18 protein-coding genes and 1 other RNA gene are annotated in these 20089 nt (G+C 31.8%); 7 read left to right on the plus strand and 12 right to left on the minus strand.

Going from position 1 to position 20089, the window contains the following annotated elements; all coding sequences use genetic code 11:
• The first annotated feature begins 63 nt into the window (after positions 1-63).
• On the plus strand, positions 64-684 hold the full coding sequence (locus LQ622_RS06185) for a LysE family translocator (RefSeq protein WP_239774788.1): 621 nt from the start codon (positions 64-66) through the stop codon (positions 682-684).
• A gap of 97 nt (positions 685-781) precedes the next feature.
• Here LQ622_RS06185 and LQ622_RS06190 read toward each other — a convergent pair whose 3' ends face one another.
• The 3 genes from LQ622_RS06190 to LQ622_RS06200 all read right to left on the minus strand — a co-directional run bounded on the left by LQ622_RS06190 (position 782) and on the right by LQ622_RS06200 (position 4700).
• Entirely contained in the window at positions 782-1387 is a 606-nt protein-coding gene (locus LQ622_RS06190) for a hypothetical protein (RefSeq protein ID WP_239774790.1), read from the minus strand.
• A gap of 103 nt (positions 1388-1490) precedes the next feature.
• Positions 1491-2162: a hypothetical protein gene (locus LQ622_RS06195; protein ID WP_239774800.1), complete on the minus strand. Its 672-nt coding sequence runs from the start codon at positions 2160-2162 to the stop codon at positions 1491-1493.
• A 597-nt stretch (positions 2163-2759) separates the two neighbouring features.
• Complete coding sequence (locus LQ622_RS06200) at positions 2760-4700, minus strand: CDP-glycerol glycerophosphotransferase family protein (RefSeq protein ID WP_239774802.1); 1941 nt, start codon at positions 4698-4700, stop codon at positions 2760-2762.
• Between the two features lie 224 nt (positions 4701-4924).
• Between LQ622_RS06200 and LQ622_RS06205 the strand changes: the two genes are divergently transcribed.
• From LQ622_RS06205 to LQ622_RS06230, 6 genes are all read left to right on the plus strand, one after another.
• Complete coding sequence (locus LQ622_RS06205; RefSeq protein ID WP_239774804.1) at positions 4925-5185, plus strand: hypothetical protein; 261 nt, start codon at positions 4925-4927, stop codon at positions 5183-5185.
• A 357-nt stretch (positions 5186-5542) separates the two neighbouring features.
• Positions 5543-5965, plus strand: a complete 423-nt coding sequence (locus tag LQ622_RS06210) for a hypothetical protein (protein WP_126476632.1) — start codon at positions 5543-5545, stop codon at positions 5963-5965.
• A 175-nt stretch (positions 5966-6140) separates the two neighbouring features.
• Positions 6141-6575, plus strand: a complete 435-nt coding sequence (locus LQ622_RS06215) for a MarR family winged helix-turn-helix transcriptional regulator (protein WP_239774806.1) — start codon at positions 6141-6143, stop codon at positions 6573-6575.
• A gap of 4 nt (positions 6576-6579) precedes the next feature.
• Complete coding sequence (locus LQ622_RS06220; RefSeq protein ID WP_239774808.1) at positions 6580-7605, plus strand: threonine aldolase family protein; 1026 nt, start codon at positions 6580-6582, stop codon at positions 7603-7605.
• A gap of 94 nt (positions 7606-7699) precedes the next feature.
• Entirely contained in the window at positions 7700-8197 is a 498-nt protein-coding gene (locus LQ622_RS06225) for a GNAT family N-acetyltransferase (protein WP_191836313.1), read from the plus strand.
• A gap of 256 nt (positions 8198-8453) precedes the next feature.
• Positions 8454-9338 carry a sulfite exporter TauE/SafE family protein gene (locus LQ622_RS06230; RefSeq protein ID WP_239774810.1) on the plus strand — a complete coding sequence of 295 codons (885 nt, stop codon included), beginning with the start codon at positions 8454-8456 and terminating at the stop codon, positions 9336-9338.
• A 124-nt stretch (positions 9339-9462) separates the two neighbouring features.
• On the opposite strand, the gene ssrA is transcribed toward LQ622_RS06230, so the two are convergent.
• The 9 genes from ssrA to tpiA all read right to left on the minus strand — a co-directional run bounded on the left by ssrA (position 9463) and on the right by tpiA (position 20068).
• Positions 9463-9819, minus strand: a transfer-messenger RNA (tmRNA) gene (gene ssrA / locus LQ622_RS06235).
• Between the two features lie 79 nt (positions 9820-9898).
• Complete coding sequence (gene smpB / locus LQ622_RS06240) at positions 9899-10360, minus strand: SsrA-binding protein SmpB (protein WP_025906370.1); 462 nt, start codon at positions 10358-10360, stop codon at positions 9899-9901.
• Positions 10361-10376: 16 nt separating this feature from the next.
• Entirely contained in the window at positions 10377-12725 is a 2349-nt protein-coding gene (rnr, locus tag LQ622_RS06245) for a ribonuclease R (protein ID WP_204255698.1), read from the minus strand.
• Positions 12726-12760: 35 nt separating this feature from the next.
• Positions 12761-13501 (minus strand): alpha/beta hydrolase, encoded by a 741-nt coding sequence (locus LQ622_RS06250; RefSeq protein ID WP_049319750.1) that lies wholly within the window; start codon positions 13499-13501, stop codon positions 12761-12763.
• A gap of 89 nt (positions 13502-13590) precedes the next feature.
• A complete protein-coding gene (secG, locus tag LQ622_RS06255) occupies positions 13591-13824 on the minus strand; it encodes a preprotein translocase subunit SecG (RefSeq protein WP_025906376.1) in 234 nt (77 codons plus the stop codon).
• A gap of 69 nt (positions 13825-13893) precedes the next feature.
• Positions 13894-15237, minus strand: a complete 1344-nt coding sequence (aroA, locus tag LQ622_RS06260) for a 3-phosphoshikimate 1-carboxyvinyltransferase (protein ID WP_239774811.1) — start codon at positions 15235-15237, stop codon at positions 13894-13896.
• Positions 15238-16438: 1201 nt separating this feature from the next.
• Positions 16439-17743 carry a surface-displayed alpha-enolase gene (gene eno / locus LQ622_RS06265; protein ID WP_025904549.1) on the minus strand — a complete coding sequence of 435 codons (1305 nt, stop codon included), beginning with the start codon at positions 17741-17743 and terminating at the stop codon, positions 16439-16441.
• 31 nt (positions 17744-17774) lie between these two features.
• Positions 17775-19307, minus strand: coding sequence for a 2,3-bisphosphoglycerate-independent phosphoglycerate mutase (gpmI, locus tag LQ622_RS06270; protein ID WP_126476652.1), 1533 nt, complete (start codon positions 19305-19307; stop codon positions 17775-17777).
• Positions 19307-20068 (minus strand): triose-phosphate isomerase, encoded by a 762-nt coding sequence (tpiA, locus tag LQ622_RS06275; protein ID WP_239774812.1) that lies wholly within the window; start codon positions 20066-20068, stop codon positions 19307-19309. The genes gpmI and tpiA overlap by 1 nt, the downstream gene beginning before the upstream one ends.
• Positions 20069-20089: the final 21 nt, after the last annotated feature.

Consider the following 20089-nt stretch of genomic DNA (forward strand, 5'->3'; position numbering starts at 1 on the left):
GTTATTTTAATATTTCTTTGTTATATTATTTAAAACAAATCATCAATAAGAGGTGTTGCATATATGGATAATTGGTTAAGTTTCGTAGTTATTGCATTAATGATCATTATTATTCCAGGACCGGATTTCTTCATTGTATTAAATAATACTTTAAAAGGAAATGCTAAAAATGGCATTATGGCTGGCTTAGGAATATCGAGTGCACATGTTTTTTATTCAGCTTTAGCAGCATTTGGATTAATTTTTATATTAACAACTTCGTATTATGTTTTTAGTGCTATCAAAATATTAGGTTCTGTTTATATTGCTTATTTAGGTGTTAAGACCATTTTAAATGCTAAAAAGACTTTTAACATTACAACTGAACCTACAATACAGACGAATGTTAGTCTGACATCATCATATAAACAAGGATTTTTAAGTACAATGTTTAATCCGAAAGCAATACTATTTTATGTGAGTATATTACCTCAATTTATTACAAAACAAGACGGATCAATGACAATAATCATTCTCTCCTCTTTATTTATCATCACAGTATTTGTGTGGTTCTTTATCTGTAGCTTTCTATTTAACTATATAAGACAATTATTTAATAATCACAAATTTAAATCCATCCTCGACTATGCAATAGGCACCGTCTTAATCGGCTTAGCCATCAGTATATTTAGATTGGAGAAATAATTAAAGTCCTGGCTAATTAAATAGCTAGGACTTTTTGTTAGACGTAAATATTCATCTTAATAATCAATTACTCTAGTATCTAGAATTGGGAAAGCACTTATAATATGATATGATTTTCCTTTTCATAAGCTTCAATTTTCTGACGGCTCTCTTCTTCTTTATCTAAAGTTATATGTAATTCATATGTTCTATTCGTATGTTCATCTATGGAAAGATAAGTCTTTACATCGACCCCTGCAAAAACTTTTCTATACGCATCAATGATCTCCTGATCTGCATCAGTTACAGGTACATTCAGTATCTCAGAATAAGGGTAATAAGGTTCGCTATTAAAATAATCTTTTACTAAATCATGTAATACGCTATTACAATAACTTGGTTGGTTACTTTGGAATTCAATAAAATGTTCTTTTGGATCAAATAATAAATCATATACTTTTTTGCCTTTTAACATGTGATACAACTCATATAAACAATGATTAGTATTACTTTTTATTTTCTTTACCCGTTCTTCTGATTGCTCTTTATTGACACCAAAAAAACTAGTATGCTCTCCATCATTTCGAATCATGCGAAAATATGGTTGAAATTCTTTTCTAAAATCTCCATATAAGCCTGATCCGAAGTTCACTTCATATTCATACAAGTCATAAAACATACAATACCAATCAATATAAAATTCAATATATGCTTTATTTTTCAAAAGTAGCACCTCCAATAGATTACCTCATAAAGAGCTATTAAATAATTTCAAAATCGGGTCAAAGTTAGTACTGATTATTTTTTATGTTTTTAGCGAAAACCTATTATTCATAATCAGCTGAATCATATTCATTTCCATATTTTTCAACGTCTCGTTTCATAATTTCTTCTTTTTCAGCTTCGGTTGCATTATTCCATTCGTCCTGTCCATTTACCCATTCTTCATGTGCAGCTTGTTCTTCAGGAGTTCTGTATACACCATTATTCTCATAATCATAAGTTTCTTCTTCATCTTCATTAGCTTGTTCGTCATAAATAGATTTTTCTAGTCCACTTTCAACTCTTAACGAACTTTCATACGCAGCTTGTGCTGGCCCTTCAAGTACGTTACCTTGAGGGATAACACCATTTGAAACTGCACTATTGTATGCAATAATTTTCTGCTCTTCAGTATAATTACCATTCAAAATTTGAACTAATGAATTTCTATCAGTTATATTATTATAATCAATTGAGCTAGTTGACTCTTGTTCGTTTGAAGATTCTTGCTCATTAGTTATATTTTTCTCAGTAGACTCTTCTTCTGTTTTAGGTTCTGATTCCTTAGTTGTTTCTTTGTCTTTTGAATCGTTCTTTTCTTTATCTTCTTTTTTAGTTTCTTTCTTGTCTTTTTTCTCATCTTTTGGTGCAGGATCTAAAATTGATTCTTCTTTTTTCTCTCCACATGCTCCTAATATTAGTAATGATGATAATAATAAAACAATTAGCTTTTTCATATTTCTCCCCTTATATAAATATAATATTATTAATTTGATTATAATCTAATTATACTTGATTAGTATATACTTCTTATATTTATTTTTGAGCGGAAAATTCTATTTACTCTTCTACACCTTCAACCTATCATTTGAAATAGACAACATAAATGAAATATGTTAATTTATATATAGAAAAGGGTGACACACTTATTGTGTATCACCCAAGTGAGCCCGTTAAAAAGACGGTGACTTTGTAAAAATGCTTAAATAACCATCAAACTCGGTCAAAGTTAGTGATGGTTATTTTTTTTGGTTTTCTTTAATCATGACTAAAGCAATGACAGTAAAGACTATCATTAAAATCTCATAGTCAGACATGTTATTCCTTTCTAGGAGTAACAACTATAACCATAGGCATCACCCCTTTATAAGAGATTAGCCACCATCTATCTAACTTGATCATTTTTAATTAAATTTAGCATAATATTGTCTATAAATAAATGCTGCATTTAGCTGTAATTTAAGCACCTAATCAACTTGATTTTCAAATACAGTTATTGCCTTTAAAAAGTCCCAACTAATCAAATTAGCTAGGACTTTTTCTTAACCTCTGTGTTAAAACTTTCTATTCAAATTAAAATAACTTAACATCTCTTCTGCTATCCTTTTACATGCTTTTTTATCTGAATACTTATATATTTTATCTAAATTATTTTTATGTTCTTTATACATTGAAGTATTTATTAATTCACTCATTAACTCATCTTGAGTAGTTATCACTTTACCTGGCAATAAGTCAGTTGTTTCTTCCACAAAATCATCACCTAATATTTCTTTAGGTCTATAATATAATACCTTTTTATGCATTAAAGCAAAATCTAATCCAACACTAGAATAATCTGTTATCAAAACCTGATACTCAGCTAATAAATCTTTAACATCATGATCTCGTTCTGAAAGAATTTCAATATACTCCGAAGAAAAAAGTTTATTAAATACTTGGAAGTTACGATGCAAATATAAAGATACTTTATATCCTTTTTCCTCAATTAATTCATAAATCTTAGGGTTATTGATTAATGTTTGAAATTCTTTATAATAGTTTGATTCCATGAATTTTTCATCAGAGAATGTATGCATCCCTGTTCTCCAAGTAGGCATGATCAAGATTTTATTCTTATTTTTAAATTTTTTATATTTGTCTTTTCTAGTTTTAATAACTTCATCAAATCTTGGTAACCCGGTCAATATTATTTCATTATTTTCAAAACCATAATCTTTATGGACCAATTCTCTTTCTCTATTAGAAGAAACTACAAATAAGTCTGCGATTTTATCGTTAGGTTTTCTACCATAAATTGAACTTACATCTTTTGAACCAATAATGCCATGTTGCAGAAATACCCTATTCTTTTGATTTATCATTTGTTCTGTTTTATTAGTAGCAAATGGTAACACATATCCTGCCGAGTGAGAATGACAAATAACGCTTGCATTATATGCAATTGCTAAATTCTCTTTAGATTTGTAATAAATAATATGATTTTCATATCCTTTCAAATTTTCTAAATCATTACTTGCTGAACTGATCAAATAATAAATATTTAATTTTTTGCCATATTTTTTTACTAACCATTTAAAAAATATAAGACCATTTTCCTGAGCTTTTTCTGGATACTCTAAGCAAACAATACTTTCTTTGTTATTGCCTCTTTGCATTACTGATCCTGAAATATAGTATTGATATGTATCTTTTGGAACTGGAATAAGCCTCATTGAAAGATTCCCATATATCGTGGGGTATGGTCTACAAAGCAACATAAACGTATCGCTAAATTCTAGCCAATTTTCGTCATTAATGAGATATTTATTTTGCTGTGAAAATTTTAATCTAGCATAATATTTGGATATCAACATTTCGTCAATTTGATAATTTATACTTATATCATATATATCTGAATTATATTTATAAAAAGGCACATCCCCCATAAATAAATATTCTAATTCCTCTAACTTAATCTCAAGTTGAGCTGTAACTTTAAAAGTATTCATATTTTGATTAATATCTATTATTTTTCCATTAACTATAATTTCAATATCTTTATTTCTTACTTTTATTTTGCCTTCAATATAAGTAGGCTTATAGTTGTAACATTCAAAACTCATTTTCATTATTAATTGATTATTAACAACATTTACATCTTCTAATACACCATTTTTATTGTAGAAGTTTAATAATGCTGGCCTTTTATTATATATCACAGCAATTTTATTTTCTTTAGTTATATATATGTAATAAGTAGCTTTCTTTTTCTTAATCGATGTATGTCCAAATTTATGTATTTCATTATTTACAATTATATCTTCATCATGTTGACTTTTAAAAAATAAAGGCTGATTTTTTTCCTTTAATAATTCTTGTAGGTCTTCAAATTTAATCACTATTTTGCCGTTTACGGAATCAAATGACTTATTAATGCCATTGTTTGATAATTTTATTTGTGATTCTTTTAGATTTTCAATCACAAAACATTCATTTTCTACTTTAATCTCCAATTATTTATCCCCTTTTCTTTTTATAATTCTAACAATTGAATTGTAGATATAAAATCATATGAATTAATAAATTATTACTATTAATTTGATTATAATCTAATTAAGCTCGAACAGTATATGTTGTTTGTATTTATTTTATAAAAAGTCCTAACTAATCAAATTAGCTAGGACTTTTAAAAGCGTACAAGTGCAATTTATACTGTCATTTGAAATAGACAACACAAATGAATGCGACAATATTAAAAGATACTGATTTTAAAGATACTAACATTCTTTTAACACTAGAACATATCAAGTCTGAAACGATTGATGGTATAAATCATTTGTTCTTCAACATGATTGTTACTTATGAAAAAAGTAGTATAGAAAAAGAAATTATTTTATTTGAAGACGATATCTTAGACTCAGATATTAATAATTTTACCAATGATTCCCCAGACTATTTCTTTAATGAACCAGATTTTTGGTTTACAATTATTCAATAGAATCCTTTAATTAAAGAATTTGGATTTAAGCTTTTTAAATAAAACTACTACACCTAAAATTATTACTACCACTATAATTAGTGAAATTGGTCCTCCTACACCTATTAGCATATTGCACCTCCTAAAACGATTTTGAATTTTATATCAAAATACTCAATTATTAGTATTATCTCATTCATTGTAAATATTTTACATAATCTCAATTTTATTATAATATGAATCAATAAATTTTAATAGTTATAGTTAGCAAAGCTATATCTAAAAGCTCACACAAAAAACACGTAACATTATTGGTAGAAATGTATACAATTTTATACAAAAAAACGATCATATATATCAAATGGGTGAATCAAATCAATGAAAAGTATTAACATTTTATTAAATTTATTACCAACTGAATTGCAAAGAATGTTAGAAAACGAAGATATGCATAATATTTTAATATATTTTATGTCAAACGATATTTCAGATGAAAAATTGGCATTTTATTTATCTAATCTTGCTAATCAAGTTAATACAATTGAATATCATGAAATGGCTGCTAGCCTCTACCATTTTCATTTTAATTATATAGATGGTGCTTATGATTTAGCTTATTATCATTATTGGCAGTCGTTAGAGATTTCACAATTTAAAAATCAAAATCTGTTAAATGAGTTTTTAAAAATTCTTGATGAACCAGATTTTGATATGATTACAAATGAGAATATAAAATTTGTTGCCAATAAAGCTCTTGAAAAAGATTCTAAAAATAAGCTAGCAATTAAATATGCTAATTAATCCCTCTTTCAATCATGATGATTGTAAGAGGGATTTGTTTTTATGAAAGATTGATATTTAGGAACTATGCTCTCTGTTAAAGTACTCTAGTGATCCCAATATAATAGTTGACAAAATCAACTATTAATTTTATGCTTAGATAGTTGCATAATACAACTATTAAGGAGTGGACGTTTTGGCTATCAAAGATATTAGACATTTTAATCGTTACTACACTAGAGTCCTAGGGATATTCGATAATAATGTATTTAAACTCAAATATTCATTAATTGAAATAAGAACTTTAGGTGAAATTGGCAGACACGATAAAGTTACTGCTCAATCCCTTTGTAAAATACTTAATATTGATAAAAGTTACTTAAGTAGAATTATTAATAAGCTTATAAAAGAAAACTTAGTTTATAGAGAACGTAGTGAACAAGATAATAGATATTTTTACCTTTCATTAACATATGAAGGTATGAAATTAAATGAGTATGTTGAGAAAGCGTCAGATGATAAGATTCAAGAACTTATAAAGGACTTAGATGATGCCGAAATTAAAGAACTTCAAGATTCAATGAATAAGATTGAAAATATTTTAAATAAACACATTAAATTGGAGGAATAATTAAATGATTTCTTTTGAAAATGATTATTTAGCTGGTGCGCATGAGAAGGTTTTACAAAGATTAATCGATACTAATTATGTACAAGAATCTGGTTATGGAAATGATCAATTTACGGCAGAAGCTAAAGATAAAATTAAAGAAGTTATAAAATCTCCAAATGCTTATATATATTTCTTGGTAGGTGGCACTCAAACCAATCAAGTCGTTATCAATTCAGTACTTAAACCATATGAAGGTGTCATTGCTGCTGATACTGGGCACATTATTACTCACGAAGCTGGCGCAATTGAGCATAGCGGACATAAAATTTTAACACTTCCTTCAACTCTTGGCAAAATTTCGTCTCAACAAGTAAATGACTATATTGAGACTTTTTATGAAGATGCCAATCATGAACATATGGTATACCCAGGAATGGTTTATATCTCATACTCTACCGAATATGGCACATTATATAGTAAACAAGAACTCACTGAGTTATCCAACGTTTGTAAATCTTACGACATACCATTATATATAGACGGTGCTCGCTTAGGATATGGATTAGCAAGTGATGAAGCAGATTTAACGATAGAAGATATTGCGGACATTGCAGATATCTTTTATATTGGTGGGACTAAAATAGGTGCACTATGTGGTGAAGCTATTATATTCACAAATCAATACGAACCTAAACACTTTACGACATTGATCAAACAACATGGCGCATTGTTAGCAAAAAGTAGATTAATAGGCGTACAATTTACTGAACTGTTTACTAATAATTTATATATGGAAATTAGTAAACATGCGATAGATATGGCATTAAAATTAAAACAAGCCTTTATTAATAAAGGGTACCAGTTATACCTAGACTCACCTACTAATCAGCAATTTTTTGTAATGCACAATGACAAGATCAAAGAACTGAGTCAACATGTTAAATTCTCACAATGGGAAAAATATGACCATAACCATAAAATAGTCCGCTTCGCTACAAGTTGGTCTACAACTGAAAATGATATAGCTACATTAATTGAATATATTTAAATAATGATAATCCCCAAAAATAAATTCACTATATATTTGCTAATGATTATAATCATTCGTTAAACTAGAAATAGAAAAATATAGGAGTGTAATTATGAAACTTAGAGCACTAGAAGTTAGTGATTTGCCATTTGTCCATAAATTGAACAATGAATATTCAATTATGTCTTATTGGTTTGAAGAGCCTTACGAATCTTTAACGGAACTTCAATATTTATTTGATAAGCATTTATTAGACGAATCAGAAAGACGGTTTATTGTAGAAGATGGGAATCAAGTTGTGGGAATAGTAGAGTTAGTTGAAATTAATTATATTCATCGTAATTGTGAAATTCAAATAATTATTAAACCAGAATTTAATGGTAAAGGATATGCTAAATTTGCTTTCGAAAAAGCAACAAGCTATGCATTTGATATATTAAACATGCATAAGATCTATTTATATGTTGATACAGATAATGAAAAAGCAGTTCATATATACGAATCTCAAGGTTTCAATATAGAAGGATTACTTAAAGAACAATTTTATACAAAAGGTAAATACAAAGATGCATATATCATGGCATTGTTAAAGCATGAGTATATTTCATAAAATAATACAATATTACTTTATATCCACTCCTCATCAATGAGGCAGTGGATTTTTTTGAGCAAATTTGGGGCAATAATGGGACGAAATAAAAACAAAATTTGAACCATCAATCAAAAAATTATTACTAATAAATTTTATATTAAACAATAATAATTATAAATAATATTGACATAAGTATAAATAAAAGATAATATATGTACTAATCCTTAGTAAACAGATAGGATTAATAACTTTATTAATCAACTGTAGGTATTACATGAACAAAATTATTATATTTGCTTTAGCTGGATTTTTAGCAGAATTAGTAGATGGTTCCCTTGGAATGGGATATGGCGCTTCATCTGCATCAGTGTTACTTACATTTGGAGTTGCCCCTGCTATAGCATCAGCAACAGTCCATTTTGCCGAAATTTTAACAACTGCCGCAGCTGGAACATCACATTTAAAGTTTAAAAATGTCCACAAGCCATCAGTCTTGAAACTTGCTATCCCTGGTTCAATTGCTGCATTTATAGGTGCATTCTTTTTAAGTAATATTAATGGTGATTTCATCAAACCATTTATCTCAATTTTCTTATTATCTTTAGGTATTTATATCATTTACCAATTTCTATTTAAAAATAAACCAGATGAACCAAAAATTACTGGTGTAAAAAAGATATCTAATTTTGTTTTAGTACCACAAGCTACAGTAGCAGGATTACTTGATTCTATAGGAGGCGGTGGCTGGGGCCCTGTAAATACGCCTATGTTATTATCAAGTAAAAAATTAGAACCAAGGTACGTTGTTGGTACAGTTTCAGCAAGTGAATTTTTTGTAACTGTTGCCTCTTCGATAGGTTTTTTAATATTTTTAGATTGGTCATCAATCAATTGGATTTTAGTATTATCCTTAAGCTTAGGTGGCGTAGTAGCTGCTCCTATATCAGCTTGGTTAGTAAAATCTTTACCAGTTAGTGTCCTTGCAATAGGAGTTGGAGGTCTTATAATATTTACAAATGTAAGTTCGTTAGCAAGCTTATATATTAATAATTCACATATTATTTGGTCTATTAAAATAGTGATCATTCTATCTTGGTTATCATTAGTATTGGTAACATTTTATAAAAGTAAATTAAAAAAATTAAACACTAGTACATAAAAATAAGACAAATACCCCCCCCTCAACCAATGCGGATTAGAGGGGGGGTTAACTGTTGCAAATTTGGGGCAATACTGGGGCAACAAAAATAAAAAGCCCATAACCACAAGGGTTATAGGCTATATAATGGAGACGGCGGGAGTTGAACCCGCGTCCAGAGATCCTGATACAAATGTTTCTACGTGTGTAGTCTAGTCGTTAAGGTTTCGCGTTGTCTCAGGGGACTGACACCCAAAGACAATGCTAGCTTGATTAATCTCTTCTCGTCAGACTTCAAACGGCAGTGACGAGCGTATCCTACTTAAGTTGAATCACGTTAACGGCACATAGGCGATGCGGTTAGGTGATGCAGAGTGCTATTACGCAGCTACTGCTAAATTATCTTGTTTGCCAGTTATTATAACTGTTGTGTTGATGACGAAGACAACCCTCCGACACGCTTCATAAGCTCGGGGACCCCTGTCGAATCCGTAACGTCCCCTCAATAAGAAATATACTTCCTTTTAACAGAAGTATATTTAATCTTAACAATTTTTGATTGATTTTTCAATACAAATTGCTTAATATCGTTGTTTCATTGCTCTTTCAACGTCACGTTTTGCTTCTTTTGCTTTTAATGCATGTCGCTTATCATAGTCACGTTTACCTTTAGCTACACCTAAAAGAACTTTACAGTAACCGTTTTTAATGTAGAGTTTAAGTGGGATTAATGCATATCCTTTTTCTCTTGTAATACCAAAGAGTTTATCGATTTCTTTTCTTTTTAAAAGTAATTTTCGGTTTCTCAATGGATCATGATTAAATCGGTTACCTTCTTCATATGGCGCGATATGCATGTTATATACATACATTTCTCCATTAAATACACGCGCATATGAATCTTTTAAGTTTGCACTGCCTCGGCGAATGGATTTGATTTCAGTACCTTGAAGTACAATACCCGCTTCAACCGTATCTTCTATTGTGTAATCATGGCTTGCTTTACGATTTTGTGCTAATGGTTTACTTTGAACTTTTGGCACATCCATCACCTACTTTCTATTTTTTCTTTCGTCTTGCTTTGTTTTTCACAGCTTTTGCTTTGTAATAAGGCTTTTTATTTTTCTTACCTTGTTTACCTTGATTGCCGCCTTGTTTACCTTTAGCTCTACCTTTTTTATGCTTATTAGGTTTATCTTGTTCTTTAGCTGTACCACGTTTTTTAGCTTTGATTGTTTTTTCTCTTGCTAAGCGTTCTCTATTCTTTTCAGCTATTGGCATACCAACAATTTGAAAATCAATCATACGCTCATCAACGTTAACATTAATTACTTTAACTTCGACTTTGTCACCAATTCTAAATACTTTAGCTTGGCGCTCACCTATAATGGCCATATTACGCTCATCAAAGTTGTAATAGTCATCTGTTAAGTTAGAGATATGCACCATACCTTCAATTGTGTTCTCTAGCTCTACAAACATACCAAAGTTCGCTACTGAACTGATAATACCTGTAAACACTTCTCCAACGTGTTGAATCATATACTCTGACTTCTTCAAGTCATCTGTATCACGTTCAGCATCAATTGCTCTTCGCTCACGTTTAGATGTATGGTCAGCGATGTCTGGCAACATTTCTTCCCAATGTCTAATTTGTTTGCTGTTCATAGATTTTTCAATTAAATATTTACGAATTAATCTATGCACAATCAAGTCAGGATATCTTCTGATTGGAGATGTGAAATGTGTATAGTAATCTGCTGACAAGCCAAAGTGACCTAAATTATCTTCACTATATCTAGCTTGTTGCATACTTCTTAACATTAAAGTAGAAATAACCATTTCTTCTTTCTGTCCAGCAACTTCTTCTACAATTTTCTGTAATGTTGCAGGGTGTATGTCTTCACTTGAACCTTTAACAGCAAGTCCAAAGTTTGAAATAAATTCAAAGAATTGGTTTAATCTTTCTGCTTTTGGATTCTCATGGACACGATAGATAAATGGCACTTCGAGTTTACTAAAGTGTTCAGCAATCGTTTCGTTAGCAGATAACATAAAGCTTTCGATTAAACGCTCTGCATCATTTCTTTCTCTCACTTTAATGTCTGTAGGTATACCATCTTCATCTACCAATACTTGCGCTTCTTTAATATCAAAATCAATTTCCCCACGTCTTTTACGTTTAGCGATTAATTGTTTTGATAGTTGTTGTGCTAAATCAAGCATTGGTGTGATTTCTGAATACTTTTCACGAATGTCTTGATCGTCATTTTCAATAATGGCATTTACATCTGAATATGTCATTCTATAATCTGAGTGAATAACACTTTCAAAGATATCATGTCTGATGACTTCACCTTGTTGATCTATTTCCATTCTACAACTCAATGTTAATCTATCTTCATGAGGGTTTAATGAACAAATACCATTACTTAATCTATGCGGAATCATAGGTATTACTCTATCGACAAGATATACACTTGTTGCTCTGTCATATGCTTCTTTGTCTAACTCACTATTTTCTGTTACATAGTAGCTGACATCAGCAATACTAACTGTAAGTTCTGTTAAACCATTGTCTAAAGCTTTTACAGAGACAGCATCATCTAAATCTTTCGCATCTGCACCATCTATCGTGATAGTAAGTTCGTCTCTTAAATCTCTTCTACCTTTAATTTCGTCTGGGCTGATTTGATCTGGTACATTTTCAGCTTCTTGAATAACATTGTCAGGAAATTCAATATTAATACCATGTTGATATATGATAGATAAAATATCGACACCTGGATCATTCTTATGACCTAGAATCGCCTTAACATGACCTTCTGGGTTATGCGTACCATCGGCATATTCTGTAATTTCTACTAATACTTTATGACCTTCAATTGCACCAAGATTTTTACCTTTAGGGATAAAGATATCTTGTGTAATACGTTTATCATCAGGTAACACGAAACCGAAATGTTTCGCTTCTGTATAAGTACCAACGACTTGCGTAATATTACGTGTCGTAATTGCTTTAACTCTACCTTCAATCTTACCTTTATGATCTCCACGAGATGGCACAACTTCTACTAATACTTCATCGCCATCCATCGCTTTATTAATTTGATTAGGTGGGATAAAGATGTCTTCTATTGTGTCATCTTCCGGTCTTAAAAAGGCAAATCCTTTTTTGTGTTGACTTAAAGTACCTTTTACAAGGTCTGATTTCTTACTTTTCTTCTTATATCTATCCGTTTTTGTTCTTTCTAGTTGACCCGTTTGTTCTAAATCAACTAGAACTTTAATTAATTCTTTAAATGAATCAGCATTACTAAGTCCTATTGCATCTTGAAATTCACTTACGGTCATAGGACTGTATTCTTTATCATTGATGATTTCTTCAACTTCTTCTCTTAGATTCATAGTGGGCCTCCTTTCTCGTTTATATTATGTGTGTCTTACTCGGACCAATCTAATGATTCTAAGAATTGATACACGTCTTCAAATACTTGTTCTTTTTCTTGTCCGATTGTTATAACATGACCAGATTCTTCATACCATTTAATATTTTTGTCATCAGAAGATGATTCATTATAAATAATATTAGCTGAATCAGGGTTAATCATTTCATCTAGTTTACCTTGTACAACAAACAATGGATCAAATACTTCATCTACTTGATCTCTCACACCTTGAATTGTTTCTTGTAAATCTTTCAAAGTATTCGTAGGATGAAAATGTTTCATTTCTTCTTCAATTTGTTCAGGTGTTTTGCCTTCATATTTTTTAAATTCTCTAGCATAATCTAACACACCTTCAAACATCGTGCCTTCAGTTTTTATATACATAGGTGAGCACATTGTTACAATACCTTTTACATCTCTGTTTAAACTTAATTTTAAACTAAATACGCCACCTAGTGATAATCCAGCTACTGCTATTTCAGTATATCCTTTTTCTTCTAAAAAATCATATGCATCTAAACAGTCTTTAAACCATACATATGGACTTGATTCCAAAATTTCTTCAGGTGGTCTACCATGACCTTCATAATGCGGAGCATATGATGTATACCCTTTTTTCTGTAAGTAACGTCCTAATTGTCTAACATCTGATGAATTACCTGTAAATCCATGTAAAAGTAATACTGCTCTTTTTCCTTCTTCAAAAAAGAAAGGTTTAGGTAATTGAATTCTCATGAATGACCATCCTTTAACATAATCTAGTTCTATTGTATCGTTTTTTTACTTGTATATAAATAAAAAAGTCCGACAATACAGTCGGACCACTACATTTTGAAGTAAGTAATTGCTAACATTAATAAGAAAAATAAAATTGCTAAAATAATTGTAACTCTGTGTAAAATTAAATCTATTCCACGTTGTTTTTGTTTTCCAAATAATTGTTCTGCTCCGCCACTAATTGCACCAGATAAACCAGTACTCTTACCTTCTTGAAGTAATACGACGGTAATCAATGCAATACAAACGATGATTAATAAGACGATTAAAAATGTATGCATGGACTCGGTCCTCCTGTCTATTATAACAGTAGCATTATAGCATATTTACAATATGCACTCAAGTTTTCATTAATGATACTCAACCGATATACCTAACGATGCTAACATTTCAAAATATGTTGGGCAAGTCTTTGATACACATGAAGGATCTAATAATTTAATCCCATCAACTTTAGTACCCATTAAACTTAATGACATTGCAACACGGTGATCATCATAAGTATCTAGAGTTGCTGCTTTTACATCACCCGGTGTTATAGTCCAACCATCTTGATGTTCAGTAACTTCAATACCTAATTTTGTTAAACTTTCTGTTAATGCAGATACACGATTACATTCATGATGACGTATATGTTCTACACCTGTAATTGTAATTGGACCATCAGCAAATACAGCTAAACTGCCAATTGTTAAAGCTTGGTCTGAGCAAGCATTCATATCAATTGTTAAGTTCCCTTTTAATTGTTCAGGACCAGAAATCACAACATAATCAGGACCTTTTTCAACAGTTGCACCCATTCTTTCAAGAATATCGACAACTTCTAAATCAGGTTGATGACTTTCCATATTTAAATGATTAATTTTAATCGTAGACTTATTAAGTGCTGCTAATGCCATAAAATAGCATGCTGTAGATAAGTCAGCTTCTAGTGGTAAAGTAGCTGCTTCATACTCACCTTGTTCTACTTTCATATTTGTATAATCATCTGATACATCTACATGTAAGCCAAATTGTTTCATCATTTCAATAGTAATATCCACATAAGCGCTTTGAACTATCTTAGTCGTAAGTTCTATTTCAGTTGGTTTGTTAAATAAAGGTGCCGCCATTAATAAACCACTGATAAATTGACTTGATTGATTACCAGCAATTGAAACTTTTCCGCCCGTTTCCGGTGCACCTTTTATAGTTACTGGTAACTGACCTTCTTTTTCAAGATACGTTAATTGAACACCTAATTGTTTTAACGCATCATGTAAAGTCTTGTGAGGTCTACCAGCAAGTTGTTCAGTTGAAGTAATAGTGATTTCACTTTTCTCTTGAGTTCCTAAAATACCTGGTAAGAATCGAGCAGTCGTACCAGCAGAACCAATAAATACTTGTTGTTTCTCAGGTAACTCTGAACGATTAATACCTGTAATATGAAGTTCATCACCTACTGCTTCAACAGTAGCACCTAATTTTTTAATTGTTTCCATACACCAGTATGTGTCATCACTCTTTAAGTATCCAGATAATTTAGAAGTACCCTTACTAAAACCAGCCAAAATAAAAGCACGATTCGTTACACTCTTACTACCCGGAATCATAACTTCTTTATTAAATGCTTCTTTAATAGGATGAAGAGATAATTGATCCACACCATCTAAACTAGACCAAGGTGATTTTGCACTTTTTAAATTAATCGTCATTATGATCCTCCTATAAAATTCATTGCCTCTATTATAGAACATTTTCAAATAGAATGAAATGATAAAATAGTATTGATTTAAAGCGTTAAAGAATTTGTTTGGTAATGTGGTTGTGGAAGATGGGAGGTATATAGTGTGTAAGGTTTAATTGTGAAGTGTGGGATTTCTTGGATTTATTTGATGTGAGGATACAATTTGGGTGATCTCTTGGCTTAAGTTAGAAGTTAAGCTACGACTTGGGCTATCTCTTGGCTTTATTCAGAAGTTAAGCTACGACTTGGGTGATCTCTTGGCTTTATTCAGAAGTTAAGCTATGAGTTATGCAATCTCTTGGCTTTATTCAGAAGTTAAGCTACGACTTGGGTAATCTCTTGGTTTTATTCAGAAGTTAAGCTACGACTTGGGCTATCTCTTGGCTTTATTCAGAAGTTAAGCTACGACTTGGGCTATCTCTTGGCTTTATTCAGTAGTTAAGCTACGACTTGGGCTATCTCTTGGCTTTATTAGGTAGTTAAGCTACGACTTGGGCCATCTCTTGGCTTTATTCAGGAGTTAAGCTACGACTTGGGCCATCTCTTGGCTTTATTCAGTAGTTAAGCTATGACTTGGACCATCTCTTGGCTTTATTAGGTAGTTAAGCTACGACTTGGGCCATCTCTTGGCTTTATTTAGGAGTTAAGCTATGAGTTATACAATTTTTTAAGTAATCAAAAATGTTCATTCCTAAATAATCATATAATTTTTGAAAAGATGTGAGTTTACTGCCTCTTTAACTCACATCTTCTTCAATCTCGTGAGTTTACTACATCTTTAACTCACATGTTCAGCAATCTTGTGTGTTTACTGCCTCTTTAACTCACATGTTCAGCAATCTTGTGTGTTTACTGCCTCTTTAACTCACATCTTCTCCAATCTTGTGAGTTTACTGCCTCTTTAACTCACATCTTCTCCAATCTCGTGAGTTTACTACTTCTTTAACTCACATCTCCCAATACACCATACTCCCCAACCGCTCCGACCACTCCAGGCTTCAACTAGCCATTTTCTATATCAAATACCAATCTACCTTATCTACCAAAATTTCTCCACCAAACACCTCCCTACCTTACCTACCAAAATTTCTATAGCAACTATAAAAAGCCCAAAAGATGTGACGACATCTTTTGGGCTTTATGTGAACCATTTTTATTTATATGCTCAATTATTTTGATAAGTTATAGAAAGCTTTGATTCCTTCGAATTTACCTGTTTCGAATAATTCATCTTCGATACGTAATAATTGGTTGTATTTAGCAATACGGTCAGTTCTTGATAATGAACCTGTTTTGATTTGGCCAGCGTTAGTTGCTACTGCGATATCAGAGATTGTAGTATCTTCTGTTTCACCTGAACGGTGTGATACAACTGCAGTGTAACCAGCTTTTTGAGCCATTTCGATTGCTTCGAATGTTTCTGTTAAAGTACCGATTTGGTTAACTTTGATTAAGATTGAGTTACCGATACCTTTTTCGATACCTTCAGATAATTTTTCAGTGTTTGTTACGAATAAATCGTCACCTACTAATTGTACGCGGTCGCCGATACGGTCAGTAAGAAGTTTCCAGCCGTCCCAGTCATTTTCATCCATACCGTCTTCGATAGTGATGATTGGGTATTTGTTTACTAATTCTTCAAGGAAGTCTACTTGTTCTTCAGAAGAACGTTTAGCACCATTTTCACCTTCGAATTTAGCATAGTCATATACGCCGTTTTCGTAGAATTCTGATGCTGCACAGTCGAATCCTAAGAATACATCTTTACCTGGTTCTAAACCAACTGCTTTGATTGCTTCTAAAATTGTTTCAACACCGTCTTCAGTACCTTCAAATTTAGGAGCGAAACCACCTTCGTCACCTACTGCAGTTACTAAACCACGAGATTTTAAGATTTTAGCTAAGTTATGGAAGATTTCTGCTCCCCAACGTAAAGCTTCTTTGAATGATTCAGCACCTACTGGTAAGATCATGAACTCTTGGAATGCGATTGGTGCGTCTGAGTGAGAACCACCGTTAACAATGTTCATCATTGGTACTGGTAATTGAACACCATTGAATCCACCAAGATATTTGTATAATGGTTGACCTAAGAAGTCAGCTGCAGCACGAGCTACTGCGATAGAAACACCTAAGATAGCATTAGCACCTAATTTAGCTTTGTTTGGTGTACCGTCTAAAGCGATCATTAATTTGTCGATAGAAACTTGTTCTAATACTGAGAATTCACCTTCAATGATTTCAGGTGCAATGATTTCGTTAACGTTTTCTACAGCTTTAAGAACACCTTTACCTAAGTAACGGTCTTTGTCTCCGTCACGTAATTCTACTGCTTCATATTCACCTGTTGAAGCACCTGATGGTACTAAAGCTCTACCAAAAGCACCGCTTTCAGTTAATACTTCTACTTCTACTGTTGGATTACCACGAGAGTCTAATACTTCGCGTGCATAAATATCTGTAATAATTGGCATAATTAAAACTCCTTTATAAATTTATAATTTATTATTTAATTAATGATTCACCAGTCATATCTTCTGGTTTTTCTACTCCAAGTAAGTCTATAAGTGTTGGTGCTAAGTCTGCTAAGCGACCTCCACTTCTTACTTCTACCCCTTCTTTTGTCACAATAACAGGAACAGGGTTTGTTGTATGAGTTGTCATAGGTGATTCGTCATCTGTTAACACTTCATCAGAGTTACCATGGTCTGCTGTAATGATAGCTGTACCATTCATTGATAAAATTTTATCAACAACTTCACCTAAACATTCATCTACTGCTTCAATTGCTTTAATTGTTGGTTCAAGCATACCACTATGACCAACCATATCAGGGTTCGCAAAGTTTAAGATAATTAAATCTAAATCACCTTTATCTAACTCACTGATTAAAGCATCTTTTACTTCATATGCACTCATTTCAGGTTTCAAGTCGTATGTTGCAACTTTTGGTGAATCGATTAATACTCTTCTTTCACCTTTAAACTCTGCATGATTACCACCACTCATGAAATAAGTAACATGAGGGAATTTTTCTGTTTCAGCAATTCTTAATTGATTTAAATTATTTTTCTCAGCTACTTCACCGATTGTATTTTTGATATCAACTGGTTTAAAAGCAACTTCGGCAATAACATCATCACTATAGTTTGTGAAAGTAACAAAGAATAAATCATCTAGTTTACGTTTAATTTCAAAACCTTCAAATTTTTCATTTGTATATACTTGGCTAAGTTGTGCCGCTCTATCTGGACGGAAGTTAAAGAATACCATAGCGTCATGGCTATTTACACCAGTGTTTTCTACACCTTTTTCTTCGTCTTTAACGATAAATGGCACAACAAATTCATCTGTTAGACCTTCTTGATAATTAGCTTCTACACCTTCAACTGCAGTTGCATATACAGGTCCAACGCCATTAGACATTGCATCGTAAGCTTTCTCTTCACGATCCCAACGTTTATCTCTATCCATAGCGTAATAACGACCAGAAATAGAAGCGAATTGACCAATACCTAGCTCTTTAAATTTATTTTCAGTTTCTTCAATATATTTAAGTGCTGATTTTTGATCAACGTCACGTCCGTCTAAGAATCCGTGAACATAAACTTTTTTAACACCTTGTTTTTTGGCTAATTCTAATAGTGCAAATAGATGTTTGTAGTGACTGTGAACACCACCATCTGATAAAAGTCCCATTAAATGTAGCGTTGAATCATTTTTTACAACGTGATCCATTGCTTGTTTAAGTGCGTCAATTTCAAAGAAATCGCCATCTTCAATTGATTTATTGATTCTAGTTAAACTTTGATAAACAATTCTTCCTGCACCAATGTTTAAGTGACCTACTTCAGAGTTACCCATTTGACCTTCTGGTAGACCTACATCTAAACCACATGCTGATAATTCGTTATGTGGATATTTGTTGTAATATCTATCAAAATTTGGTTTGTTGGCTTGTTTTACCGCATTACCATGCTCTTCTTCACGATTAGCAAAACCATCAAGAATGATAAGTGCTGTTGGTTGTTTAGCCATTATTTAGCACCTTCTAATAATGCTACGAATGAATCAACTTTTAATGAAGCGCCGCCAACTAATGCGCCATCGATATCTGATTGAGCCATATATTCTTTAATGTTTTCTGGTTTAACACTACCACCGTATTGTACACGTAAAGCATCAGCAGCTTCTTGAGAGAAAGCACCTGCAACAACGTTACGTACGTGTGCACACATTTGGTTAGCATCTTCAGAAGTTGAAGATTTACCAGTACCAATTGCCCAGATAGGTTCATAAGCGATTACTGTCGCTTTAACTTGATCTTCTGTGAAACCTTTAAGTGCTGCTTCAACTTGACCACCTACTACTGATTCAGCTTTACCTGCTTCTCTTTCTTCTAATGTTTCACCAACACAAATAATTGGTGTCATATTATGAGAAAATACAGCTAATGCTTTTTTATTAACATCTTCGTCAGTTTCGTGGAAGTATTCACGACGTTCAGAATGTCCTAAAACGACATACTTAACACCTAAATCTTCAAGTGCTGCTGGAGATGTTTCACCAGTGAAAGCACCATTATCTTCAAAGTATGCATTTTGCGCACCAATTTGTAAGCCTTGTGCTATGCCTTCTTTAGTTAAGTTAACAAGTGCATCTAATTGTAAAGTTGGTGCACAAATTACTGAATCTACCTCATTAGCATCTGGTAATGCTGGAAGTTCATTAACAAAGTCTTTTGCTTCTTGAACTGTTTTATTCATTTTCCAGTTACCTGCGATAATTGGTTTTCTCATGATATATAAACTCCTTTTATG

Source organism: Mammaliicoccus sp. N-M50 (assembly GCF_022386995.1).
GTDB lineage: Bacteria > Bacillota > Bacilli > Staphylococcales > Staphylococcaceae > Mammaliicoccus > Mammaliicoccus sciuri_A.

Coding starts and splice junctions, on each gene's coding strand:
- LQ622_RS06195 (WP_239774800.1), bottom strand. CDS start 2,162: ATGAAAAAGCTAATTGTTTTATTATTATCATCATTACTAATATTAGGA.
- LQ622_RS06250 (WP_049319750.1), bottom strand. CDS start 13,501: ATGAGAATTCAATTACCTAAACCTTTCTTTTTTGAAGAAGGAAAAAGA.
- rnr (WP_204255698.1), bottom strand. CDS start 12,725: ATGAATCTAAGAGAAGAAGTTGAAGAAATCATCAATGATAAAGAATAC.
- tpiA (WP_239774812.1), bottom strand. CDS start 20,068: ATGAGAAAACCAATTATCGCAGGTAACTGGAAAATGAATAAAACAGTT.
- LQ622_RS06220 (WP_239774808.1), top strand. CDS start 6,580: ATGATTTCTTTTGAAAATGATTATTTAGCTGGTGCGCATGAGAAGGTT.
- LQ622_RS06210 (WP_126476632.1), top strand. CDS start 5,543: ATGAAAAGTATTAACATTTTATTAAATTTATTACCAACTGAATTGCAA.
- LQ622_RS06185 (WP_239774788.1), top strand. CDS start 64: ATGGATAATTGGTTAAGTTTCGTAGTTATTGCATTAATGATCATTATT.
- gpmI (WP_126476652.1), bottom strand. CDS start 19,307: ATGGCTAAACAACCAACAGCACTTATCATTCTTGATGGTTTTGCTAAT.
- secG (WP_025906376.1), bottom strand. CDS start 13,824: ATGCATACATTTTTAATCGTCTTATTAATCATCGTTTGTATTGCATTG.
- LQ622_RS06225 (WP_191836313.1), top strand. CDS start 7,700: ATGAAACTTAGAGCACTAGAAGTTAGTGATTTGCCATTTGTCCATAAA.
- LQ622_RS06230 (WP_239774810.1), top strand. CDS start 8,454: ATGAACAAAATTATTATATTTGCTTTAGCTGGATTTTTAGCAGAATTA.
- LQ622_RS06205 (WP_239774804.1), top strand. CDS start 4,925: ATGAATGCGACAATATTAAAAGATACTGATTTTAAAGATACTAACATT.
- eno (WP_025904549.1), bottom strand. CDS start 17,743: ATGCCAATTATTACAGATATTTATGCACGCGAAGTATTAGACTCTCGT.
- aroA (WP_239774811.1), bottom strand. CDS start 15,237: ATGACGATTAATTTAAAAAGTGCAAAATCACCTTGGTCTAGTTTAGAT.